The following is a 24,655-nucleotide window of genomic DNA, read 5'->3' as shown; positions in this document are numbered from 1 at the left end:
TTGAACGTTCTGTCTATATATCCGGGAATGAACGAGCGATGCGACAACGCACAAATGCTCTTACGCCTACTTGAAAAGGACACCCAAATGGCTGTGATTGCCTGCAAAGACATGGCGTTTAAAGGAAAGGAGGCTCTTCCCGACTACGAAAACATGGCAGGTATACCCATCCACCGACTTTACAACACACATATGGACATGTTTGCTTTTCCCCGAACCAAAATTGAACAATGCCTAAAAATCGCTTCAGACCTAAAACCTGACCTGATTTTCTGCTCTCAAGAACTCAACATGCGCCTTGCTTTGGCGCTGCAAAAAGAATTACATGTGCCCATTGTTCTGCTGGTTGAGGATGCAGGCAGAATAAACTCGGGAGAAGCCTACAGAGCCACCAAGTTTAGTTTTGCGATGAATTTTCTGGGGGTGCCCAGCGGTCGGAGACTTTGGGGTTGGTTGAACAAAAGAGCAGACGCAATTATCACTTGTCACCCAAAAGACATCGACAAGTTACCTGTGCTCTCTCGGTTTGGTAAACCTGTATATTTTTTGCACTGGCCAAGCCATGTGCCATCGGAAAAAATGGTTTCTTCAGTCAAAGAGAAGGGCAGAGGAATTTATGTGGGCTCGTTATCTAGCTCAAAAAACACGCAGATTTTTGAATGGGTCTTGCCCCGAATTTTAAAGGAAACTCCAACAGAGGAATTTCTGGTTGTCGGTCCGGGTCCCCATGCTGAAATGGTTAAGCATCTTGAAAAGGTAACAGGCGGCGCGGTGAAGTATATGTCCAGTGTTTCTCGTCTTGAAGCGTTGCGGTTGATGGCTGGCAGTTACTATGCTTACACTCCGGTTGTGAAAGGCGGTTGGGGGTTTATAGGGGACTGCTGGAGCACACAGACCCCGCTTGTCATGAATTACCACGACAATTACGTCGAGAACGGAAGTAATGCTTTGGTTTCAGAAGAGACAGACGCATTGATTAGAAACATTAACCGCTTATACAATGAACCTGAACTTTACTTGAAACTTCAACAAAACGGCTTGAAGGAAAGCCTCAAAAAAGACGCGTCAGTTGTGGGTGACCAACTTTACGACGTTTTTGCTAAAACTCTAAAACAAAAGTCTCCCGTTGAAGTGAGGCAGAGTTATGGTTAAACTTGCGTACTGCATATTGACCTATAAGGAGCCTGAAAGAGTAGTTAGGCTCATTAACAGGCTCCAAACCGAAGAAGACCTCTTCTACGTTCATTTCGACAAAAAAGTCGGAAAGCAAAAATTCGCAGAATGGAAACAGATAATTGAAGCAAACTGTCAATCTGCAAACCTCACCGTGGTTTCGCATAGACTCTGTAAATGGGGCTCGTTTGGAAACGTTGAAGCCCTGCTGGACGCTGCAAGATACTTCAAAAAGTTTGACTATAATTACTACATCAACCTGAGCGGTGACTGTTACCCCATCAAGCCTATTAGGGAAATAAAGAAGACGTTTGAAGGATCCAGTTTGGGGTATCTTGAGTTCTTCAAATTACCCTGCACCCACTGGTCAGGTAACGGCGGGTTAGACAGGCTGTATCAACGTTTCTACTTTTTCAGTTTCGGTAGAAAACCTTACCCTAAAATTGTTAGCATCCCGCGTCTGATAAGAAAAGTCCCGGGAAACCTTTCACCTTATGGTGGTTCTGTGTGGTTCTGTTTACCAAAAGAACAAATTGAGTACGCAGCAGATTTTGCTGATTCAAATCCTCGACTAAAAAGCTTCTATAAACGTTCAGGTGGTTCAGACGAGATGTTTTTCCAGACGGTTTTAGCGAATTCACCTTACAAATCAAAACTAATCAACAACAATATGCGATACATCAACTGGAAAGAAGGCGACCAAGGACACCCAAAAATCTTGACACAAGCCGACCTGGAAGTCGCATTTAACAGCGGCAAGTTTTTTGCTCGAAAATTCAGTCTATCAGCCGACGCAAACATACTTCAAAGAATAGACGAGGCAGTCCACACAAATCTGCAAAAAGAGAAAATAAATTAACGTTTATGCAGAGCGTCAAAAAAGCCTGATTTGAATCAGTTCACCGTTATTAAAAACTGAAGATTTAGAATCTCAAGTTTTTCTTTAAAAACATTTTTGAACACGAGGTTTTTAGATGAATGAGCTTTCTCTTCGCAAAACCATTTTTAAGAATATTAAAGAAATTTTAGCACAGCGTTCCATGAGCGCTAAAAAACAGACACAAGGGTTCGGCGTTCAATATTCAGGTGCAGTATATGACGATGAAGAAATCAACGGAATGATAAACGCCATTTTGGATGGTCGATTCGGCGTAGGTAAAAATACCAATCAGTTTGAGGCAGAGTTGGCAAAACTAATTGGTGCAAAAAAGGCGATTATGTCTAATTCGGGTTCTTCAGCCAACTTGCTTTCAGTCTCGGCTATAATGCGGTATGGACTTGATGGAAATGGCGGGCTTAAACCAGGAGATGAAGTTATAACGCCTGCCTTGGCGTTTCCGACAACGATAAATCCAATATTACAGAATAGTCTGGTTCCAGTGTTTTTGGACTCAGATTTGGGCACATACAATATGTCAACAGATTGCCTGTCCGATGCCTTGTCAAGCAAAACCAAGGCAATTATGCTATCGCATACTCTGGGAAACCCCAATGACATGAAGCTGCTTTTGGAGTTTGCCCAGAACCACGATTTGATTGTGATAGAAGACGCTTGTGACGCTTTGGGGTCTAAGTATGCAGGGCAACAGGTTGGCTCTTTTGGGGACCTTGCAACTTTCAGTTTCTACCCAGCGCATCACATAACCACGGGAGAAGGCGGATGTGTTGTCACAAGCAACGAAAACCTGTCAAAGGTTGTTCGGTCCATGAGAGATTGGGGACGGGCATGTGTGATGAACATGTGTTTTCCGCTAAGCTGCACCGACAGGTCATGCCCTAGGTCAGCAAGCTATGAACAAAGATACAACCTCAAAGGGTTACCCCAAGACTATGACCTGAGATACTCCTACATAAACATCGGATACAATTTTGAACCCACTGAAATTCAAGCCGCCATGGGTCTTGCTCAGCTTAAGAAGCTGCCTCAATTCATTAAACAACGAGAAAAAAACTTTAACCAGCTATATGAGTTCTTCAAGAACTATGAAGAATTCTTTATTCTGCCTAAATGGTCCAAAGAAAGTGAGCCTAGCTGGTTCGCTTTTCCCTTAACCATACGCGAGGAAGCCCCGTTTAACCGAAGCGACCTCGTCACTTGGTTAATAAAACGTAAAATTGAGACAAAAGTGCTTTTCGGAGGCAACATAATCAAGCACCCCGCATATTTAAACGCCAATTACCGTGTTGCTCAAAAACTCACAAACACAGACCTTGTGATGCATAACTCATTTTTTGTAGGCGTTTACCCTGGACTTAACCAAAACCACATAACGTACATTTGTAACGTTTTTCAGTCTTTCTTCCACTCAATTTGTCAGTTTCCTCTGATTCAACCAAAATCAAACAGCGAACTCCAACTTTTAAGAAACAACAGGCACGTAGCCAATTCACCCATGACAAACTCGGCGGAGAATTTTCTGGGAAAATAGTCGCCCACTTCGCCATCGTGTTTTGGTGATTTAATGGATAAAGCATTGAGCATGGGTAAGACATCGGCTACTGGCAGTTTTCAGCTCATGGTCGGCGTGGTTCTCTCCACGGTGATAATGGCTGTTGGAACCATCTTTTTAGCGCGGGTGTTACCTGACGCCTCAGAGTACGGAATATACGGAGTCGCCTTAATACCTTCCTCAATCATCAATTTCTTCAGAGACTGGGGAATAAACTCGGCTATGACCAAACAGATAGCCAGCCTCAGAACAGAAAACAGAAACGAAGAGGTCCATGAAGTAATTGTTTCAGGCATGATTTTTGAGGTGGTCAGCGGCGCCGCATTATCTTTGCTGTGTTACGTCTTGTCAGGCTTCTTAGCCACCGTGCTCAACGCCCCTGAAGCCGCACCCTTAATTGCCATCATGTCAGTCTCCATATTCGCAGGAGCAGTTCTGGCTGCAGCCACTTCCATCTTTGTTGGGTACGAAAACATGAAACTCAACAGCCTGACGGTGGTGTGCCAAGCCATCGTTAAAACCGCTGTTGGACCACTTCTTGTCATAGTAGGATACGGCGTGTACGGAGCAATAATTGGAGCTGCAGTGTCATATGTTGCGGCAGGAGCAATCGGTGCAGCAGCTGTTTTTGTTTTTTTCCTCAGACCTTTACAGAAAAAAGGCAAAGGTAACAAACACCACTTTTATAGAACCATCAAACCGATGTTTGCTTTCGGCGCGCCTTTGATGGTTTCCAATTTTGTAATAGGCGTACTTCCACTTGTAATTAACTCGTTGATGTTCATTTACGCTGGGGCATTGATGTACGGCAACTATACAGCAGCGTTAAATTTTGCTGTTCTTTCAACATTTCTCACTTTACCCATTAACACAGTTCTGTTCCCCGCTTTTTCGAAGTTAAACGCGGATAAAGATGAAGGGTTATTGCAGACCGTTTTCGCTTCTTCAGTGAAGTACACCTCAGTGTTCATGGTACCTGCGACGTTAGCCATAATGATTCTGGCCACGCCCATGGTGAATACCCTGTTTGGTTACTTACCCTCAGGCGACCCCAAATATGCCTTTGCACCCTACTTCTTGGCGCTCACAGTCGCAGTTAACCTCTTTGCGTTAGTGGGAAACTACAGTGTAGGCAATTTTTTAGCAGGCGTAGGCGAAACAAAACTGCTTATGAAACAAGGCATCCTCACGTTAGCATTGGGGCTACCGTTAGCTTTCATTTTAGTCCCCACATATGGCGTCGTTGGAGGTATACTCGGAAACCTTTTCGCAGCGGTACCCAGCATGATTTGGGGACTTTACTGGATTTGGAAACACTACAAAGTTAAAGTGGACATTCATTCTTCAGCAAAAATCGCCATAGCATCGCTTATAGCCTCGGTTGCTACCGCTCTTCTACTAAGTGTTTTTTATGCACCTGACTGGTTACGGCTATTCTTCGGGTTCACTGCCTTCATTGTAGTGTATCTATCCAGTGCACCCCTTGTTGGGGCAATTAACCAAGCGGACCTCAACAACTTAAGAACCATGCTTTCCGGTTTAGGTGTGGTGTCCAAAATGCTTGAGATTCCGTTTAGGTTCATGGAGAAATCCCTCAAAATTCGGCATAAACAAACCTTGAGCAAGAGCCAGCTTGAGGTCTAAACGGAATGGGGATGCTCTTCATTTTCAAGGTCTCTTTAGAGCGGGAGCCAGAAGCGTTCAGAAACATGTAAGCCAGAATTTGTCGGTGCAAGAAATGAAGCAAAGCTTCAGGAGGGCGTTCTTGATTTTCTGCCTTTTCCTAATTCTTCTTGCGTCAATTTCTGTACCAGTAATCCGAGGAGACACAGATGATGGGGCTCAAGAAGTTTATTCTACAGATTTTGAGTCGGTAACAAAAAGGAATCGCCACAGTCTTAACATGGGCATTGACAACTACTTTGACTTTGATGGCGAAAACGTCGAGGTATTCATGGACGACGGCACTCTTAAAGAAAATTCACCAACTCCGCACAGCGGCAACCGAGATGTATGTTTAGATGTAGACAGTGGGTACCGTAATGAATTCAATCTGATTAATATGGAAAACCTTGTTGATAACGAACTGTTCATTTCGGTTTGGCTATATTTGCCTGAGGACTTCCAGATGAGCCTTTCGGGGGAGAATTGGCTTGAAATCATTGACCCCCTTTTCACGGCAAGCCCCGCTTACGCGCCATACTTTGCAGTGATGGTCACCAAAAGCACCTTAGATTCGGGGTATGGTCTTAGGCTTGTTCAACGGGATGTAAACAACGTTTTTTCCGTGTTACAAGAGGTTTCGTATTTTGATTTGCCCGTGGGACGATGGTTCAACCTTCAATACTACGTGTACCGCGACGCAACCGAAGGGGTAATCAAGGTTTGGATTGATGACCCCGCAAGGCAAAACGACCCCATACTAGAAAAGAACAGTCTGCACATGACAAACCCCGAGGTTGGCGGTTGGTTCACCACCATAGCCAAAATCTACCATGACATCCTTGATGAATCCGTCTACCGATTATGGGTGGATGACTTGGAAGTTTGGAACGGACTACCTCCACCCCCATTACATGCAGACGTTTGGAGCGACAAAGGAGACAACCTGCAGCTCCCAAGTCCACAAGGTTGCCTGGGAAGCTACAAGCTAGGAAGCACTTTGCAGCTTTACTGCACCGTCAACAAAGATGCATACGGCAAACTCACCTTAACCGACCCCACAGGTAAAGCAACCACGTTAGTTAGCGAGCAGCTCTCGGTCAAAACGTACAGTTTAGCGCCCAAAATCAATGGACCTGCAGGGTACTGGCGCGTGGACTTTGCCGCGTCAACTAACGACGAAACGAGCACAGACGGGTTCCAGTTCTGCGCTGTAGAAGACTATGTCACGTTCAACGGCGAAATCCTCAACGTAACCAAGTCCCCAACAGCCGGTAACCTATACCAAGTCAGAATCGAAAACGTAATATCAGACCCCACAAGCGAAATGCAAGCAGGTCAAACTGTCCAGGTTTCATGGAATTACTCATTGGCGGACGAACAAGATTCCCTGATGCAGGGAGACTTTGTTGAAGTTCATGGGGGTTACGCTTCTTCGGCGGTGGGCGCTGTTTCTGGGGAAGTTGTGTTTTTGGCGAATTCTGACGATGACATCACAGAGGTTGAAGTCTTCACAGTGTCTATAGACCCTGCGGGTGGTCAAATATACGTAGATAATTCCTCCTCGCCGATTACGTCCCAAACAAGTTACCAATGGCTATCAAATTCAATGCACATACTGTTCGCTGAAACCACCTCAGATCCACTTTTTGCCCAGAAGGTCTTCTCTAAATGGTCAGATGGAGATACATCTAACCCACGAACCATAATTGTAACAGGCCCCGCATCATACACTGCAGTTTGGAAGACAGTTATCGTCCCAACACCCACGCCCGTTTCCATCTCGGTTATTTCTCCCACAAACCAAACTTACGCAACTGTTGATGTTCCCTTGACTCTAAAGGTACAAGGGGAAGCCATCTACTTGGGTTACAGTTTAGATGGACAAGAAGAAGTGGCTATAACTCAAAACGTCACCCTGCGGGATTTGAGCGCTGGAACTCACAGCATAACCGTGACCGCCATAGACTCATCCGAAAACGTTGCCCGCTCAGACACTGTCTACTTCACCGTCAGCCCCGAAAAAGTTTCATATTCCGTTACAGTTGACCCTAACGGCGGAGAAGTATACGTAGATAACTCATCCACCCCAATAACAACTAAAACCAACTACACATGGACTAAAAACTCTGTTCACACAATCTTCGCCAACGCAACCGTTGACCCAAGCGGCGCCAGACTAACGTTCTCCCAATGGACAGACGGTGACGAACCAAACCCCAGAACTATAACTGTAGTGGGCGACGCGGTTTACTCTGCACTTTGGAGTTATGTACCTGTTGGAACTGAACTCTCGGTTTTGTTAAGTTCGCCAGAAAATGGAACCGTTACGTTAAGCAACGTTCCCTTAACGCTTAACATAAATGGCTCTGCCTCGTGGATAACCTACAACTTAGATGACGCAGATAACGTAACGATTGCGGGTAACACTACGTTAAGTGGGTTAACAGAAGGTCCGCACATGCTGAGAGTTTACGTTAAGGACTATTTCACGGATAAAGTGGAAGTTGTTTCTGCTTACTTCACTGTGGAAATCCCGAAAGAACCAATTGATTGGACGGTGACAATTGTCTTGGTTGCTGTGACGGCAGCAGCTGTTGTAATTATTATCCTCTGGAGACACCCCAAAACAGCAAAAAAAGTGAAATCGTTATTCAGCCCAAAAAGGTCAACAGAGAAAACGCAGGATACAACATTGGCTTTTAAATTTGTGTTGGCACACCAGTGTAGCAACATATTTTTTAAAGGACAGGGGGCGAGTTAGAAACGGGCAGAGTGTTATTGTGCAAAGCAAAGTATGTTCTATATTTTTGGCAGCATTGTTGGTTTCTGCAACCATATTCTCTCTTGCAGGCTTGGCATTTCCCACGAAAGCTTTTTCGTCGCCCGCCTGGAACTTTGAAGACCACACACTCACCCACCCAGACCTAACGGTTTTAACGCCCATCCAAATCGCCAATGAACTCACATCAATGAATATTGTTTTCCAAACGCACGGTTTACCGCCGCCCTTGCATCTTGCTTACCCCACTGGCGCCCTCAACGAGCAGGTGGTAAGTGTTGTTTCGCAGTACCGTTTAACGGGCAGAACCACTGGTGGTTCGGGTCCTGAACCGTACCCTGTGCCAGACTGGTTTACTATGTCTGCGGCGTGTATGCAAGCTGATGCTGATTTTAACCAGTTGAAGGCGTTAATTGATAACGCGGTGGTTCAGAAGAAATTATTGAATTTGTTCACGCACCAAGTTACTAATCCACCTGCAGTTTATGGAACTACACCTCAGATTTTAGGTCAAGTGCTGGATTATTTAGTAGCCCAGCAAGATGCAGGCAACTTGGAGGTTTTAACGATGCGCCAAGCCTACATGGATTTTGATGGCCAAAAAGCAGTTGTTGTGATAAGTTTTGACGATGGGTGGGTCACGGACTACACGGTTGCTTGGCCAATGTTTGCCGCCAGAGGACTTGCAGGAACCAGCTACATAATTGGACAAGCTGTAGACGCCAATGACCCCTACCGGCTTAACTGGGGAATGGTGGCTCAGATGGCTAACATCCCTGAACCTACAAGCTGGTCGGTTTCCATCAATTCAAATCCACCACTGACAGGATACACTACACCTTCAGGCATAGTAAACATTGAATCTGGCCCGCTAACAGTAACTGCAAACCCAGCGCCAAACTACAGGTTTAGCAGTTGGCTCTTTGACGGAAACGTCTTGACTGGGAACCCCGTGACGTTGCCCGCTCAGAGTGGAGGAAGCTTCCATAGTTTAACCGCAAACTTTGTCCCAACCAGTGTTTCAGCAATATTCCAAGACGGCTTTGAAAGTGGAAGCTTTGGCAGTTGGTGGTGGACCGATGGCGCCCCCGCTGTTGTTTCTTCACCGGCACATATGGGTTCTTATGCAGCTCAAGCAGTCGGAGGCTACTCTTACTGGGACAAACTCCTCGACAACAGCTACAATGACTTGTTTTTTGCAGGGTATGTTCAGTTCCCAGCCTTATTATCAAACGACCAGGCAACTTACTTCATGAATGTATATGACACGCCGTACACCCATGTGGTCGCTGGCGGCATGTACAGCTTCGGCGGTAATAACTACTGGCTGTTAAACGTTAACGGTGACTGGTTCCTTTCTGCTCCGGCAAACATAGAGCCGAATCATTGGTACTTTTTGGAGATAGAATACAACACTGACGGAGCTGCAAACCTGTGGATTGACGACACCTTGATGGCGTTGGCGTTGGGACAAAATCTGCCAACCAATGCCCAACACTTACAGGCAGGCAACCCGTCTGGAGCAACTCCTGCTGGTTTCACTTCTTACTGCGACGACTTCACAGCTGCAACGGGTTACATCAGCAGGAACAGTGAGCCGCCTCCACCGCCTCCGACTTTTGAACTTACGGTTAACGCGTACGATAATTATGGCATCCAGATTGCTGCAACGGTTTTAATCGATAACAACCCCGTTGGGGCTGCGGGAGAAACATTTAGCGTGTCACAGGGCTCGCACACTCTTCAAGTTAATGCGCCCATCGGATACACTTTCCAGAACTTTACCTATAACGGGAACATAGACCCCAACAACCCCACAACTCTCCTAGTAACCTCCACCATGACAGCCACCGCCAAGTACATACAGACAACTCAGCCTCTTTTCAGCGACGGCTTTGAAGAAGGAGACTTTAACGCATGGAGCGGAACAGCAACAAGCAGCGGCGGTTCACTACAAACCGCAACCAGCCCAGTTCACGATGGCCAAAACGCGGCGCATGTAACAACTTCGGCTGCGGGTCAAAACGCAAACACTTACCAGAACATGGCAGATTCTTTGCCTGCGGTTAACGCAAACCTCTATGTAAACTTCGCTACCTTTAACAGTGACACTCAACCCGTATTATTAATGTACCAAACCGAAGGCGGAGAAGCAAACATTGCGTATTTACGCATCGCCTATTATGGTCCTGAGTCAGCGGTTCTTCAGATTGCCAATTACGCAAATGGCCAAATTTACACGTCTGCACCGTTTGTGTTCAGCACAAACACATGGTACAATGTGAGGATGCGAGTGTCTGTAGGCTCATCAGGTGCACTTCAGGGTTGGTGCAACGGCGAACTGCTAATAGATGAAGCAAACGTCAACCTTGGTTCAAGCAACATAGGACGCGTTGGAGTTGGTTGCGCGTATTCTTGGGGCGCCGACAACCTGTACATCGACACGGTAACACTGACAGATTAAATAGTCACACCCATTTTCTTTGGCACCAAAAACTGAAAGTTAAAGAGTGGAAAACAATGGTTTTCCGCAGGAAGTTACAGTTTTGTTAGGATTTCAAGAATATCATAGAGAACTAAAAATTCCCAGTTCAGTAGTGTCACAACTGTTTCATTTAGTTTTATTTTCAACTGACCAAACAGCGATCCAAAAACTGAAACAAGGCATGCTCATTTTCTCCATTGACGTAGACGTAGGAAGCAGAGTCGTAGGAATAGTAAACAAAGGTCGAAATGACCGAAATGTCCATAACTATTTCAGTGAACAAACCGTCGGTGAAATTGAGGAAAAGGCGTTACCGCTTTTTCTTGAACTCTTTGACCAGTACGGCGTACCGGTTACATTTGGTATCCGGGGGCAAACCTTGGAGGTGGACGGAACCATTTTAGAACAAGTCATCAAGTCCAGTGTCCACCACGACATTGGTTCACACGGTTTTTCTCACAAGATGTTCAACGAGATGTCATCACATGAAGTGGACTCCGAGCTAAATAAACTGGGAGTTTTAATGAAGGATTTCAATGTGACCCCCACAAGCTTCATTTTCCCCAAAAACGCCGTAGCACACTTGGACTTTCTAGAAAAATACGGCTACAAGACCTATCGAAGTTACGGGAATTTCAGATTAGACTGCATGCGAATAGAGAAACGCGGCAACCTGTACAACATTAACCCAAGCTTGAACTTGGACCAAAGCATAAACTCTTCAATTTTATGTGCAATATTGAAAATTGCCATTTTAAAAAGAGCGCCTCTTCACTTGTGGTTTCATCTGTGGAATTTTGGGGTTTCAAAATTGTCAATAGAGAGGAGCATAAACCGAGTGTTTCGGCCACTGCTAAAATATGCACAGAGTGAGGCAAACTGCGGCACGATAAGTCTAGAAACAATGGCTTCAGCACAAAAGAAAGTGGAACCTTTCTTCAAACCAAAACAAGATGCCCATTAACTGCAGAATTACCAGATGCAGCTTCAGTTATATTGACGAAAATAGGTGTATAGAAAAACGGCAAACTGTAACGGTGATTCTCGAAAAAAGATTTGCTGGGTTAGTTTTTTACTTTTAGACAGAGACCTTCATAAAACATCCCAAATTGAGATTCTGCGCAAATTAGCGGAACGGGGGCACGCAACATCTCTTTTTGGAATAAACACCCAAGAGAAGTACGTCTCTGAAGCAAACGAGGTGAACATCCACTCAATACCCATGAGGTACGTTGCAACCATAACTATGTTCATGTACTCGATTCTGCTTTTCCTTTATTTACCCGTCTACTGTCTGCGCTCCAAACAAGACTACATAATTGTGGAGCCCCGTGACGCCACCTTTCTGTGCGCAACATCTCTTCTTGCAATCCCCAAACCTGTTCGACCAAAAATTGTCTTAGACATCCGAAGTGTACCAGTGGGCGGTGGCTTCACTGAAACATGGCTTTTCAATACAGCAATAAAGGTGTCAAAAAAGTTCTTTGACGGCATCACAATAATTACGCCCATGATGCGGCAAGAAATATGCAGCAAATTTAAACTAAACCCCCAAAGTATAGGTGTCTGGACCAGCGGCGTTTCGAAGAAGTTTTTCAACCCACAAAAATACGATAAAGACAGTTTGCGGAAAAGCTTGGGAATTGAGGATAAATTTGTTGTTTTCTACCATGGCTCGATGGGTCCATCATACACGTTTGGTCGTGTGCGGGGCGTGGCGGGAAGCATAGAAAGCCTAAAAATTCTTCGACAGAGATACCCTGATGTGGTTTTGTTCATGCTTGGGGACAAAGAGAGTTATCCGTGGATTGATGAACTACGACAAGAATACGGCGTTAAGGAAATGGTTATGTTCCACGATCGGGTGAGTCATAAAGAGGTCCCCAAATACATTGCGTCATGCGATGTTGCTTTGGTGCCGTTACCTGACGTGCAGTTGTGGAGAAATCAGTGCGCCCTAAAACTTTTGGAGTACCTTGCCATGGAAAAAGTTGTCATAGCCACAAACATCCCTGCAAACAGTTACGTGCTGGGGGAAGCTAAATGTGGGGTTTACATAAGCTCTGCATCGCCCAAAGACGTTGCACAAGCCATTGCGTATGTTCATGATAATCGAGATAAGCTGCCTGAGTGGGGAGCAACGGGACGGGCAATAGTTGACGAGAAATTCAGTTGGGACCGCGTCGCCATAAGCTTTGAAGAGTACCTTTTAAGGCTTAGTACTCCTTTACAACTTAAGGCATAGTTGAAGCCTTGTAGAGAGGCACAAGCTTCCCGGTTAATGTTTGCTCGCGATTAATTGGGGTGTAAATTTGGATTTTGACAAAGTACCCAATAAAGGTAGGCATGTTTTTGTGGTCTGCAACGGATGCCCTGAAAACAGGTTGGATGTTGCTAGGGCAGAGAGGTACTTACTGGAGAACGGTTGGTTGGTTGAAAGGAACATGAACAAAGCTGACCTTATCCTGTTTAACGCGTGTGGGAGGTCTAGCAAAACTGAGAGCCACTCGATTGGCATAATTAAAGAGATTCAGAGCAAAATGACTAGTGAGCAACAGTTGATTGTCTGGGGGTGTCTTCCGAAAATTGATTTGGAAGGGTTAAGGAAAGAGTATCAAGGTCAGATTTCTTTTGGTTCAGAACTTTCTGAGCTTCAGCAAGTGTTGAAGCTAAAGCAGCCAATAGATAAGTCGTTTGCGAATTATTTAGGTACAGTTTGGCCGGTAACAAAAGAGAACGCACCTGAATACGTTCGTTTTGAAGGCTCGGCGATAAGTCAAATTTGGAAGAAACCAGCATTACGTTGGGACGGCTACCTTAACTCCCGATTTAACTTGGTGCGGTCCAAGGACCCCTCGATTTTCTACATCAAGATATCCACGGGCTGTCGAAGTAACTGTGCTTATTGTGCAGTTAGGATTTCTCGTGGACCCACCAAAAGTAAACCCATACAAAGCGTCATAGAGGAGTTTAAGTTAGGGTTACAGCAAGGCTACCGAAAATTCAGCTTAATGGGCACGGACCCAGGGTCTTATGGAGTTGACTTGGGTTGTAACTTTATAGACCTCTTAAAAGAATTGACTGCTTTGGAAGGAAAGTACAGCATTTTTCTGCGCAATTTTCACCCCTTTCACCTTAAAAACATGCTGGAGGGCTTTATTGAGGTTTTAGAAACGAAGAAAATCAAGTATGTAGAACTTGCTGCCGAATCTGGAAATAACCGGATTTTGAAATTGATGAACCGTAACTACACGGTAGAGGAATACAAAAATCTAATTTCGACAATTCGCAAAGCTTACCCACCGATTATTATTCGTACACAGATAATTGCTGGGTTTCCCACAGAAACAGACGAAGAATTTCAAGATACCATGAGACTGCTTGATGAGATCACTTTTGACTATGTTGAAGTTTACGAGTTCTCTGCCCGCCCGGGAACAGTCGCGGCAAAGTTGGAGCCCAAAGTGCCCAAGGACGTAAAACGGCAGCGATTTCTCAAGTTGTACCGTAAAGCAGTGTATAACCGCACGCCTAGAAAAGTAAAAAATATTCTGTTAAACAGAATGTAGCATATCCAAAGTCAAAAAACGTTTTCTGTTCGTTAAAGCCGTTTTGTCAACCTCGTTTGTTTTCTTCATGTAAAATTCGTGAGCAAGGGAGGTTGATAGTGAAAACTACAAATTTTTATAAAAAAAGGGTATGGAGAGGAGTTTATCCTCTTATGTTGGTGTTGTACATGGCGATATCGTCAACGTAGATTGTTCCTGAGCTGCCGTAGACCATTGGAGAGAAGTACATCGGTGTTAGCTTTAGTCCTGAGGTGTCGCATGAAACATCCCAGAGTTTTGCGCCATTCATCCATGCTTCAATTCTGCCGTTGCTTGCAATGTGGGTGTAGTATTCGATGTGTACCCATTGGTCACGTGGGAAAGACATTCCGCTGTCTGCTTGTACGCCGTCGTTTCCTAGTTTGTCGCCGTTGTTGTCTCTGCCGTATAGTATGACGTTATTGTTGTTATCGGGGCGTATCATGAATGCCCAGATTGGTTCATAGTTCGGCAGGATGCTGCCTTCCAGCTGGAATATAGTTAGGTAGCTTCCAATCTGGAATGACGAGGGAACGTAGGCATAGAAGCTGACGTAGATGTCGTTTTGTATCATTGAACCTGGGTACAGGTCTAGTTCGATTCTACCGTTAGAGGTGCTTAACTGGAAGCTTCGTGATCCACTGTTTGCCATTGCTGAAGTTATTTGTACGCTGTCGCCACTACCGCCTTGCTCAACATAGTAGTTCATGCCTAGCTGGCTGAGACTGGATATCTCTGCGTCAGTGCTCCAAACTGGCGTGGCTGATGGGTTGGTTGGTGTTGATGTTGGTGTTGGGGTTGGGGTTGGTGTGGGTGTTGCTGTTGGGGTAGGTGTCTGAGTTGGGGTTGGTGTAGGAGTTGCTGTTGGTGTTGGGGTGTTTGTTGGGGTTGTGGGCTCTGTTGTGGTGTAGGTTGCGTACATGCTGAAGGTAGCGGGTCCCCAAAGGGTAAAGTCACCATAACTTTCTGAGTAAGTCATTGATGAGTCTACTCCGTTGCCCGATATGGCTTGTGAAGTAAAGTCGTAGTTGAAGTATATCATTGAGGATGCCATGACGGTTAGCCAATAGTACTGTCCTGCAGTTATGGGCACGGATATGGGAGCGGTTACCCAGCTGTTGGCGGCGGTGTTGACTAAGTCAGTCTGACCAAGGAGCTGACCGGGTTGCCCGTTGTTGTCGCTGTAGACTGCGTAGCGAACCTGTGCGTTTCCTGTTTGGATGTACATGGAAATGGAGGTCATGGTTCCGCTTTGTGAAGCTTGGTAGCGGCATGAGTCTTTGTTGTCTAAGGGGGTTCTGTCTGTGTATTGACCAACGGTTGTGTATCCGAATGTTGCGGTGTTTGTCTGTGGGTCAGAGGTAGGGCTTGGAGTCGGGGTTGGGGTTGGTGTGGCTGTTGGAGTTGAAGACCCTGTTGTGGTGTAGGTTGCGTACATGCTGAAAGTTGCAGGTCCCCAGAGAGTGAAATCACCATAGCTTTCTGAATAGGAAGCTGTGGATGCTTCTACTCCGTTTCCTGCTGCGGCTGTTGCGTCGAAACCGTAGTTCCAGTAAACCATGGAGTCACACATGACCGTTAGCCAGTAGTTTTGGCCTGCAGTAACAGGTGCTGAAACGGGTGCGGTCACCCAGCTGTTTCCAGTTGTGGTGACGTAGCTGCTTTGACCAAGAAGCTGGTCGGGCTGCCCGTTATTGTCGCTGTAAACAGCAAAGCTTACTGGGGCGTTGGCGGTCTGGATGTACATGGAGACTGAAGTTATTGTTCCGGTTTCGGTTGCTTGATACCTGCATGAGTCCTTGTCACCTACAGGTGTTCTGTCAATGTAGGGACCAACAGCGGTGTTGCCGAAGGTTCCTGTTGTGGCTGCGTTGGCGATTGGCGTTGGCTTAATGGCGGCGACTGCGGCGAGGGCTGTCAAGAGAATTAGCGATATCGCTAAGGCTTTGAATAGTTGTCCTTTTGCCATCGTTGTTCACGAAACGTGAAAACGGTTGCGTACTTAGTATATCTCAATGTCTTTGTGTTCATCACAAAAACAAAAAATGACTTAAAAAACCTAAATCAAGGCGATTTTCTTAAATAAAGACAGAATTACAGCATCTAAAATTTAGTATGAAAAAACAGACGTTGAGGTTTTGTGTTTGTAGAATAAACGGCATTATTTCGTTGCTCAAGCACAAACGTAGGGCGGTTTAGTTTGGGAACTGCAGATTCTAACTGTTTGGTTGCTGCGGTTAACCTTAGCGGATGCTAAATCGCGCCTATCTTGGGTCTGGCTTACAGCACATCTTTGTCAGTACAAAGCGGTGGAGTAGCTGTTTTCATCCTGATTATCCAGTACCCCAGTGGAAACGTTGTCTTTTGGGCTTTCATTTTTGGGTTTGGTTTGTGGGGTTTCGTTAAGAACTTTCTCAGAGACGGCTCGGAAGTGTGCGGTTTTACTAATTCGGCGTTTGTGAAGCCAGCCCATACGGGCAAGTTGGTTAAGGTAGCCACTTTCTACTGCGCGGCATCTGCCTGTTATGTTGCTGACTTGGATGGCATCGCATTCGCCCTTAGAGGCAACAGCCATGTATGTTCTGCGCAGGTGGTCAGGTAAACTGATAAGCTTGGATTCGGACATGGTCACGGGTTGAGGGTTCCAGCTGGCCATCGTGTTCTCTAAGTCGTCCAGCCGGAAGCGGATGGTCTGCATTTCCTTAAAGATCCTATCAAAGATTGAACGTCTAACCATATGTGATGTCCCCTCACTTGGTTTCTACGGTAAGTTCGCTGAAGCTGACTTATTTATTGCTGCAAATAAGAGTTCGCGGGTTTGTTAAGTCCCCTTTGCAAGCCTCTTTTGATGTTGAATCTGAGCCTGAGCACCGCTAAGACGGCGTCTCTGCGGCACAGTTGCAGGCATGTTTCCTACGCATGACCCAGAGATTTTGAATTAGGGTTTTGGGCGGTTCTTTAGCCAGAAATGTAGTCTGAGAGTTTGCTACATTTGTAGGCACGCAACAATGCCTACCCACTTTCACTTAGGCAGTCGGGCACCATTTGAATTTTCATGTTCATAAGGTGCACACAAAAACAGAAAAAAACCACATGCATCTAACCCACAAAGCTACATACCAAGCGGCATGCCACTTGGGCACAAACAAACTCTGAACTATCCGAGCGGAGCGGAAAGTATTTGCAGGGGTAGACTGCTCAGAAAGCTACAAGGCGATGTTGGCTGTAGGTTATCCTAAACCTTATATCCAAAAACTAGCCGTAAAAGTATAATGAAGGCACAAGAGGGGAAAAAGACGCCAAACAAAAACCCAAAGCTTCAGAACTCAGCCAAAGTTCAGCTTGATGCCAATGACCCTGAATGCTTGCAGGCGATGGATGAGGGCAACGCTGAATGGGTGCAGAAATGGAAGAAAACCATCCAAACCCAAAAGGACGATGCACCGTCAAGTTAGAGTATTTCGCCAATCACCGTTACAGGTTTTTGTAGCAGCAAAACCAAATCCTCCAACCGTTTTGGGTCCAAAGTGACCAGCACAACCGAAGCTGGACCAGCTGACTTCTCCAAATCCACCGCAGTTTGCTCGGCAAATTTGAGTTGTCGCCCAACCGCAAACGCCATCATACGCGCCTCATACGCGATGCCCTGTGAACCCACAGCTACAATATCATGCACATAGCGTCGCTGGGAAAGCGTTGCCATGTTACGCAGGTCCGCGATTTCGCCGTGAACTTCTGCGGGAATCACTTCTTCGCCGACTTTGGGTTTGCCAACCGCCACTAGCAAATCGCCGGGTACTGTTTTGCCCAGTCGCAAGTCATCTTGGTTTGCGAAGCCGACCACCGTTAAGCCGGCACCTGTTTGGGCTGTGGCGAAGTTTTCTTCGGTTTTCTCCAGCACTACTTGGTTGGGGTCTAAACCCAAAACCACGGCTTCGCTGCGGATGCCTTCCAAGATTTCGTGTCCTGTGGGTTCTTTTTCGACGCCTAAGGTTACGGATAGTAGCACGGGAAACGCGCCTACCGCAACCACATCCATTAATGCCACGCGTGCAAGGAATTTGCCTACGATGCGCCCTTTCACTTTGACTTTGTCTTGGGGTTTTGGTCCGACGGCGCCTGAAGAGGTGGAGCCCACCACGATGGCGTGTCCTGTGGGAATTTGCATGACGGTGATGTCGCCGCGTCTGGTGTAGGTGATTTGTGCGGGTTTGACTTGGAAGGCTATTGGGCGGAGCAGGGAGCCGACGTTTTGGATTAGGTGTAGGTATACGGTTAGGGCTTGGCGGATGATTTCGGAGCGGTTGAGTCCGTGTTGTTTTGCGAGTTGGTCGGTTTCGTCGAGGATTTTTTCTGAGATGCGTATGTTTGTGACTTTCACGTGGACACACTACATGTGTAGTGTGTGTGCAAAGGCTTTTATCCGTTACTACAGCAACCAAAAGACGCAGGAAACAACCATGCAAGACATCATATTTACACACGAACCGCAAAAAGGAGAAGCCTTCCTTCAGAACCTCAAGGGCAAAAAGCCTCAATTCATTTGTACGCTTGGCACGACGCAGACCGCCAAAATCCCTGGGTTATCAGCTGCAGGCGCAAACCCCGACATAACCGACTACACCCCACCCGCCGACATCGAACTCCTCTTGCTGGGCAAATGCCGATGCATCAACGGCGTTCCCGTCACCCCCGACGGCATCCCCACCCCCGCGTTGGTCACCATGTCCGCGCTTAAACTGGCAGGCATGACCGCGCTGCCGGTGAATGCTGGACTACGGGTTCTGCCCTACGTGCCGTATTTGGATGTAGGCGCAAAACCCGGAAAGGACATTCGCACGGGCAAGGCAGTTGAGGATGCGGCTGAGGTGCTGGCGCGTGCTAAGCTGGCGGGGCGCATCCTGTCGGAAACCGCAGATTATCTTGTCATTGGCGAGAGCATTCCTGGGGGCACCACGACGGCGCTGGGGGTTTTGCAGGCTATGGGCTACCATGGGGAGGGCAAGGTGAGCAGTAGCATGCCTGGGAATCCGCATGATTTGAAGCTGCAAACCGTTGAGGCTGGGTTAAAAGCTGCTGGTGCTGCTGTGGGCGCGTTTAAGGCTGACCCGCTGGGCGCGGTTTCCGCTGTGGGTGACCCTATGATGCCTGTTTTTGCAGGTTTGGTTTTGGGTGCGGCGGAGCGTGTGCCTGTGGTTATGGCTGGCGGAACCCAAATGACCGCCGTTCTTGCCGTAGTCAACGGCTTAAACCCAAAAGTTTTGGGCAATGTTGCCATCGGCACAACACGGTGGATTGTGGAGGACAAAACTTCCGACCTTAACGGCATAGTGAGCCAGATTGCGGATGTGCCTGTGTTGGCTGCGGACCTTGATTTTGGTGGTTCGCGGTTTAGTGGGTTGCGTGCTTACGAGGCTGGCGTGGTCAAGGAGGGCGTTGGCATAGGCGGCACAGCAATCGCTGCCATGGTCAAATCCGAAGGCGCAGTGACCAAGCAGACTTTGCTTGCAGAAGTGGAGCGCAGCTACGAGCAACTAGTAAACTCCAAGTAAGCACGCCCAAAAGCTGATTGCCATGCAGAATCTAAGCAAATCTAAGCAAGCCTCCATAATGGCCATGTCCGCCGCACTCTACGCCATATTCTTCTTTCTATCCTACTCCGTCACGCTACCCAACTTTACCCTGCTTTACCTACCAATCATACTGCTGGGCGTTTTCCCCGTTTGGTTTGGCTGGAGCGGCTTGGTGGGCGTCATGATTGGCGGTTTCATGGGAGGCGCCTTTGTCGAAGGGCTGGGCTTTTTGGGCGTGTTTGAAGCGGTGGTGGCGCTGCTGATTTACCTGCTGAACTGGGTGTTTATGCCTTCGCGGGCTGCTGAAGATGGCAAACGCAAAAGCCTCGTTGCCCTTTTGGGTGTGTACGCGGTAAGTTTGTTGGCTGGCACGGGCTACATTCTTTGGCAGTACACTGTTTTGCCGCAGTTGTTCACGGCGACTCAGGCCGTGGAAATCTTGGTGCCCACGTTTGCCATTAACTTGCCTATCGTGCTGATTTCGTGTCCTGCGTTGCTTCGGACGATTTCGCCTAAGCTGCGGAGTTGGGGCATGTATGTGGGCACGTTTTGGGAGTGGCGCAAAGGCAAACCCTTAACTTAACTCGTTTTTCTTTTTGCGTTTTTTCTTCTATACCTCCTACCTTTTTTGCAGGGCGCGTTTTGGGTTGTTTTTTTGATTTGGGGTTTGTTTTGGGTTTGGGTTGCGGCGTAAAACGTCGTGGATTGGCAGGATAAGACGTGGGTTGTCGGGTTTTGGCGCGTGGGTTTAATGGGTTCTGATTGTTGCCACACTACAGGTGTAGTGTATGCGCAAATGCTTTTATTCAGACCCTTCGCCGTTACGCAAGGTTGACTTAGATGCAAAACAAAACCCAACCCCAAATCCAACTTCCCCGTAATTCCCCCACGTGGAGCCTTGCCCGCGTAGCCATATTCACTGCGCTGTGCGCTGCGGGCTCCTTTCTCAAAATCCCCAGCCCCGTCGGCTCGCTTGCCCTTGACTCCGCCGCAGGCTTCTTTGTTGCCCTCTACTTCGGAGCCAAAGAGGGTGCGTTGGTCTGCGGGTTGGGGCATTTGGCAACTGCTGTGGTCAGCGGGTTTCCTCTTGGTTACTTCCATCTTCCCATCGCGTTGGGCATGGCTCTGGCAGGCGCCGCAATAGGCATAATCAACAAGATGAACAGAACCGGGGGCTTCATCCCCGCCCTCGCAGCAGGCGTAATCATCAATACCTTGTTCACGTTTGTGGTGGTGCCTGACCCCAACTACGGCTTAACCCTGGCGTTGGCGTTCATCCCGTTCGTGTTTGCGGCGGCGGTCCTAAACGTCTTTATTGCGGGCTTAGCCTATGTTGGGATAAGAGGCAGACTCAAACTTTGACCCCCACCCCACCCTCCAACCCGCTTCTTCCTTTTCCTGTAAAAACCAACCGCGACGTTCTGCTTTTTGAGTTTCTCAGCGGCGAAGTTCTGGTTGTGGGCTGTGACTCCGCGGGGGGCATTGGTCCTAAGCCGCTGGATAAGCTGAAAGTTGACGGCTTCATTTTGGGCAAGTTTACGGCGCGTGCGGCGTTAATGGAGGTTCTGGCTGTTGGTGCAAACCCCGTCTGCGTTGTAGACGCGTTGGGGGTGGAGCCTGAACCGCTGGGTGCAGAAATCCTGCGCGGCATTCGAGATGAAGCAGAAAAGGCAGGCTTAGACCCAAAGCTGGCGGTGACGGGCAGCACGGAGAAGAACATTGCGGTGGAGCAGACGGGCATTGGGGTTACGGTTGTGGGAACCTGCCGCAAGGAGCAACTTAAAATTGGCACCGCCCAAGCAGGCGATGTTGTGGTGGCTGTTGGGGTTCCCTGCGTTGGAGCCGAAGTCTTAGCCGAAGAAAACCAAGGCAAAATTGCAGAGTCAACCGACGTTTGGGCGTTGCGGCGGCTGGAGTTTGTTCACGAAATCATCCCCGTGGGTTCAACAGGCATCGCACACGAAGTCGAAACCTTAGCCAAAGGAGCCAAACTCAAATTCACAATCGCAGAGCAACAGGAAGTGGATGTTAAGAAGTCGGCGGGTCCTGCAACTGTAGTCTTAGCGGCATTATCCGAACAGAAACTGTCTGAGCTGAAAAACGCAGTAAGTAAACCCATCAACTGTGTTGCGCATCTTTCAAACTGAAAGCACCCAACCCGACTCACAGGTGTTCAGGAAGAATGGGTTTAGTCGTAGATTTTCTGCATCAAATAGACATCTAAGAGTTTGCCGAATTTTCTGCCGACCTCACGCATAACGCCTATATCCTCAAAACCCATAGACCTGAAAAGGCGCCTGCTGGCTTGGTTGTCGCCTGCAATTCGAGCAATAACGGTGTGCAACCCAATGTTTCTGCCATTATCAATAAGAACTTTCAGCAGTTGCCTGCCTACTCCTTGTGCACGGTACTCCTTTCTGACGTACACGGATACTTCAGCGGTGTCACAGTAGGCGCATCGGTCTGACCATTTGCTAAGCGACGCCCACCCCACCACTTGACCATTCTGTTGGGCAACTATGATGGGGTGTCTGGGCTGATGATTGATGAACCATGTTTGCTGCTCAGCTAAGGTTTTGGGTTGCGTATCAAATGTGGCAGTAGTGTTGAGGATAGCTTCGTTATAGATTTCAGTAATCGCAGCTACATCTGCCACAGTTGCCTTTCTTTCCGTCACCACTTTGTCCACTCGCTTAGACCTCTAATTGATAGTATGAAACGTGGTTTGCAGAAATATTTTTCTAATACAACCCAGAGCTTGTGTGAGATTTGGAATTAACAGCGTTTTAGCGCTTCGCAAACTCGAGTTTGTTCACGAAATCATCCCTGTCGGGTCAACAGGTATCGCACACGAAATCGAAACATTAGCGGAAGGGGCAGGACTAAAATTCAAACTCGCAGAACAAAGTCAAGTTAATGTTGAGAAGTCGGCTGGTCCAGCAACCGTCGTGTTGATTTCTTTGCCCAAGTTGACACAATCAGAATTAAGGAAGAATATAAAAAAACCACTAACAATTGTTGCATACCTTCTTTCTCCTTTCCACTAAAAGCGAATTCCATCCAGCTAATTATTCGTGACCGATTCCATTAAATTTGAACTTGCTCAAATTAAATGAATAATAGTATAACCAATGATAGAATCAATTAAGCTTTTTTTTAGAGATAGCTTCGCTTCTAAGAGTTTTGCGGGTGTGATAAAGAGTAATAATGCAAAGAATATCGTCTTTTTCACTTCCAGTGTATTCATCGGTTAGATTAAGGTTTTCTTCTATAAGCTCATTGGGGTTTACCCATTTTCTTTCAACTTCAATTATTTTTGTTCCAAAAAAACCTGTACGCATGTTTTCTCTTCCACGCGTTTCTTGTTCTAAAACGTGTCGTTTTTTATCATCAGAAAATGCTAGTTCAATTTTGTTTATTGTTGTTCCTCTATCACCGTGATTCCATATCTCAAGATCCACAAGAAAATGAATTTCCTTTCCAGATTTTGTTTCATGAAACGTATGTGTAATCTCTTTTACCTTAATTTTCATTTTTGGTCTCTGGTTCTCAAACTTCCATACAAGAGAGAGAACTCCAGTGATAGTCCCAATTGCACCAAGTACTAAGCTTAGGTATTCAATCATTTTGTTTGCTCTTTTATCTGAATGAGGTGTAATTTCAGTTTTAAGTTTTTGTATTCCACAATTCAAGAAAAACGCCTCAAAAACAAATTGTCTTCTTGGGCTTGTTTAAGGGGAAAATGCTTTTTGGGTTTCATAACGGATTTATTAGGCGTTTCTAAAAGTGTTGGGGATGACGTATGAAACCAGCGTTGGATTTGGCGAAGGCGAACTTTCGTGGTTTGAAGCCCTGCGTTCATGGCGCAGATGTACTGGAAGCCGCTGGCAAAACAGGGCGCACGCGGGAGGAGATTTTGGATTTTAGCTCCAGCGTTAACCCGTTGGGACCCTCCGAAAAAGCTCTCCAAGCAGTGACTGCTGGTTTTGGCATGATTCCCAGTTACCCCGACTCATGCTCCAACGCCCTGCGCGACGCCCTCGCAAGCCACTACGCGGGCGTAGGCAGAGACAACATCATTGTGAGCAACGGGTCTACGGAGCTGATTTACCTGTTTGCCGAAGCCTTCATGAACAAAGGCGACGTCGCACTGGTGCCTGCGCCCTCGTTTGGGGAATACGACAGCGCAGTGAAAAAGACTGGCGAGAGGGTTAAGTATGTCAAGTTAACTAGCCGTTTTGAGGCTGACCCCGCAAGGTTCACGCGCGCCATGACGGGCAAAACCAAAATTGTGTACTTCTGTAACCCCAACAACCCCACCAGCATCCTAACCCCGCCCGACCAGCTTGCGGAAATCATCCAGCAGGCGCTGGACCGCGACATCTTGGTCTTCTTGGATGAGGACTTCCTTGAATTCGTCGACGACGGCGAGGGGCTATCCATGATTAACCGCATCAACGAGTTTGCGAACCTGTTTGTGCTGCGGTCGTTCACCAAAATCTACGGCTTAACAGGGCTTCGGATTGGCTATGGGATAGCCTCCAAAGAAATCATCAACGTGCTAATGAACGCCAAGTTGCCGTGGAACGTAAACTGCTTGGGGCAGGCGGCGGCGGTTGCAGCCCTCAACGACGCGGCGCACCTGCAAAAAACGTTGGCTTTGATAAAGGCAGAGAAAGCCTTCCTGCTCAAGGCGCTTAAGCGGGTGAAAGGCTTGAAGATTTATCCAGCCGACGCCAACTTTCTATTTATGAACATCCAAAAAACCGGATTCACCGCCGCCCAACTCAAAGAAAAAATGCTCACGCAGGGCGTGCTGATTCGGGACTGCACCTCCTTTGCGGGTTTAGATGAGCATTTTGTGCGAGTCGCAGTCAAGACGCATCCTGAGAACGAGCGGCTGGTGGCGGCGTTGAAGGTGAGTCTGGAGAAGCAGGTTTGAG

21 protein-coding genes are annotated in these 24,655 nt (G+C 47.1%); 16 read left to right on the top strand and 5 right to left on the bottom strand.

From position 1 onward, the window contains the following. The 9 genes from ACBZ72_02160 (at position 1) to ACBZ72_02120 (ending at position 14,121) form a co-directional block, all read left to right on the top strand. Positions 1 to 1,152 carry a hypothetical protein gene (locus tag ACBZ72_02160; protein XES77692.1) on the top strand — a complete coding sequence of 384 codons (1,152 nt, stop codon included), beginning with the start codon at positions 1 to 3 and terminating at the stop codon, positions 1,150 to 1,152. After that, positions 1,145 to 2,032, top strand: a complete 888-nt coding sequence (locus ACBZ72_02155) for a beta-1,6-N-acetylglucosaminyltransferase (protein ID XES77691.1) — start codon at positions 1,145 to 1,147, stop codon at positions 2,030 to 2,032. Before ACBZ72_02160 ends, ACBZ72_02155 begins: the two co-directional genes overlap by 8 nt. 115 nt (positions 2,033 to 2,147) lie before the next feature. After that, positions 2,148 to 3,602: a lipopolysaccharide biosynthesis protein RfbH gene (gene rfbH / locus ACBZ72_02150; protein XES77690.1), complete on the top strand. Its 1,455-nt coding sequence runs from the start codon at positions 2,148 to 2,150 to the stop codon at positions 3,600 to 3,602. A 33-nt stretch (positions 3,603 to 3,635) separates the two neighbouring features. Further along, positions 3,636 to 5,267, top strand: a complete 1,632-nt coding sequence (locus ACBZ72_02145) for an oligosaccharide flippase family protein (GenBank protein XES77689.1) — start codon at positions 3,636 to 3,638, stop codon at positions 5,265 to 5,267. Between the two features lie 94 nt (positions 5,268 to 5,361). Continuing rightward, positions 5,362 to 8,049 (top strand): hypothetical protein, encoded by a 2,688-nt coding sequence (locus tag ACBZ72_02140; protein ID XES77688.1) that lies wholly within the window; start codon positions 5,362 to 5,364, stop codon positions 8,047 to 8,049. Between the two features lie 19 nt (positions 8,050 to 8,068). After that, a complete protein-coding gene (locus ACBZ72_02135; GenBank protein ID XES77687.1) occupies positions 8,069 to 10,531 on the top strand; it encodes a polysaccharide deacetylase family protein in 2,463 nt (820 codons plus the stop codon). 202 nt (positions 10,532 to 10,733) lie between these two features. Continuing rightward, positions 10,734 to 11,516 (top strand): polysaccharide deacetylase family protein, encoded by a 783-nt coding sequence (locus tag ACBZ72_02130; GenBank protein ID XES77686.1) that lies wholly within the window; start codon positions 10,734 to 10,736, stop codon positions 11,514 to 11,516. Positions 11,517 to 11,561: 45 nt separating this feature from the next. Further along, positions 11,562 to 12,797: a glycosyltransferase family 4 protein gene (locus ACBZ72_02125; protein ID XES77685.1), complete on the top strand. Its 1,236-nt coding sequence runs from the start codon at positions 11,562 to 11,564 to the stop codon at positions 12,795 to 12,797. Positions 12,798 to 12,906: 109 nt separating this feature from the next. Further along, positions 12,907 to 14,121 carry a MiaB/RimO family radical SAM methylthiotransferase gene (locus ACBZ72_02120; GenBank protein ID XES78640.1) on the top strand — a complete coding sequence of 405 codons (1,215 nt, stop codon included), beginning with the start codon at positions 12,907 to 12,909 and terminating at the stop codon, positions 14,119 to 14,121. Between the two features lie 142 nt (positions 14,122 to 14,263). Here the strand turns inward: ACBZ72_02120 and ACBZ72_02115 are convergent, their stop codons facing one another. Together ACBZ72_02115 and ACBZ72_02110 are read right to left on the bottom strand one after the other, a co-directional pair. Next, on the bottom strand, positions 14,264 to 16,108 hold the full coding sequence (locus tag ACBZ72_02115; protein XES77684.1) for a heparin lyase I family protein: 1,845 nt from the start codon (positions 16,106 to 16,108) through the stop codon (positions 14,264 to 14,266). Between the two features lie 327 nt (positions 16,109 to 16,435). Further along, positions 16,436 to 16,876: a hypothetical protein gene (locus ACBZ72_02110; GenBank protein ID XES77683.1), complete on the bottom strand. Its 441-nt coding sequence runs from the start codon at positions 16,874 to 16,876 to the stop codon at positions 16,436 to 16,438. Between the two features lie 535 nt (positions 16,877 to 17,411). Here ACBZ72_02110 and ACBZ72_02105 point away from each other — a divergent pair. Further along, positions 17,412 to 17,594, top strand: a complete 183-nt coding sequence (locus tag ACBZ72_02105; protein XES77682.1) for a hypothetical protein — start codon at positions 17,412 to 17,414, stop codon at positions 17,592 to 17,594. Here the strand turns inward: ACBZ72_02105 and ACBZ72_02100 are convergent. After that, a complete protein-coding gene (locus tag ACBZ72_02100) occupies positions 17,591 to 18,520 on the bottom strand; it encodes a ribbon-helix-helix domain-containing protein (GenBank protein ID XES77681.1) in 930 nt (309 codons plus the stop codon). The genes ACBZ72_02105 and ACBZ72_02100 overlap by 4 nt on opposite strands. 13 nt (positions 18,521 to 18,533) lie before the next feature. On the opposite strand from ACBZ72_02100, the gene cobT reads away from it, so the two are divergent. From cobT to ACBZ72_02080, 4 genes are all read left to right on the top strand, one after another. Next, positions 18,534 to 19,691 carry a nicotinate mononucleotide-dependent phosphoribosyltransferase CobT gene (gene cobT / locus ACBZ72_02095; protein ID XES77680.1) on the top strand — a complete coding sequence of 386 codons (1,158 nt, stop codon included), beginning with the start codon at positions 18,534 to 18,536 and terminating at the stop codon, positions 19,689 to 19,691. A 22-nt stretch (positions 19,692 to 19,713) separates the two neighbouring features. Next, positions 19,714 to 20,295: a hypothetical protein gene (locus ACBZ72_02090; GenBank protein ID XES77679.1), complete on the top strand. Its 582-nt coding sequence runs from the start codon at positions 19,714 to 19,716 to the stop codon at positions 20,293 to 20,295. A 257-nt stretch (positions 20,296 to 20,552) separates the two neighbouring features. After that, positions 20,553 to 21,074, top strand: a complete 522-nt coding sequence (locus ACBZ72_02085) for an ECF transporter S component (GenBank protein ID XES77678.1) — start codon at positions 20,553 to 20,555, stop codon at positions 21,072 to 21,074. Next, positions 21,071 to 21,859: an AIR synthase related protein gene (locus ACBZ72_02080; protein ID XES77677.1), complete on the top strand. Its 789-nt coding sequence runs from the start codon at positions 21,071 to 21,073 to the stop codon at positions 21,857 to 21,859. The genes ACBZ72_02085 and ACBZ72_02080 overlap by 4 nt, the downstream gene beginning before the upstream one ends. A 41-nt stretch (positions 21,860 to 21,900) precedes the next feature. Here ACBZ72_02080 and ACBZ72_02075 read toward each other — a convergent pair whose 3' ends face one another. Then, positions 21,901 to 22,389 (bottom strand): N-acetyltransferase family protein, encoded by a 489-nt coding sequence (locus tag ACBZ72_02075; protein XES77676.1) that lies wholly within the window; start codon positions 22,387 to 22,389, stop codon positions 21,901 to 21,903. An 85-nt stretch (positions 22,390 to 22,474) separates the two neighbouring features. Here ACBZ72_02075 and ACBZ72_02070 point away from each other — a divergent pair, with 85 nt between their 5' ends. Further along, positions 22,475 to 22,759 (top strand): hypothetical protein, encoded by a 285-nt coding sequence (locus ACBZ72_02070; protein XES77675.1) that lies wholly within the window; start codon positions 22,475 to 22,477, stop codon positions 22,757 to 22,759. Positions 22,760 to 22,852: 93 nt separating this feature from the next. On the opposite strand, the gene ACBZ72_02065 is transcribed toward ACBZ72_02070, so the two are convergent. Beyond that, positions 22,853 to 23,404, bottom strand: a complete 552-nt coding sequence (locus ACBZ72_02065; GenBank protein ID XES77674.1) for a hypothetical protein — start codon at positions 23,402 to 23,404, stop codon at positions 22,853 to 22,855. A gap of 110 nt (positions 23,405 to 23,514) precedes the next feature. Here ACBZ72_02065 and cobD point away from each other — a divergent pair, with 110 nt between their 5' ends. Next, positions 23,515 to 24,654, top strand: coding sequence for a threonine-phosphate decarboxylase CobD (cobD, locus tag ACBZ72_02060; GenBank protein ID XES77673.1), 1,140 nt, complete (start codon positions 23,515 to 23,517; stop codon positions 24,652 to 24,654). The last annotated feature ends 1 nt before the right edge of the window (position 24,655 follow it).

This window comes from Candidatus Bathyarchaeia archaeon, assembly GCA_041447175.1.
Lineage (GTDB): Archaea > Thermoproteota > Bathyarchaeia > Bathyarchaeales > Bathycorpusculaceae > JADGNF01.
The sequence above is the reverse complement of the archived record's forward strand: the minus strand, read 5'-3'. Positions and strand labels throughout refer to the sequence as shown.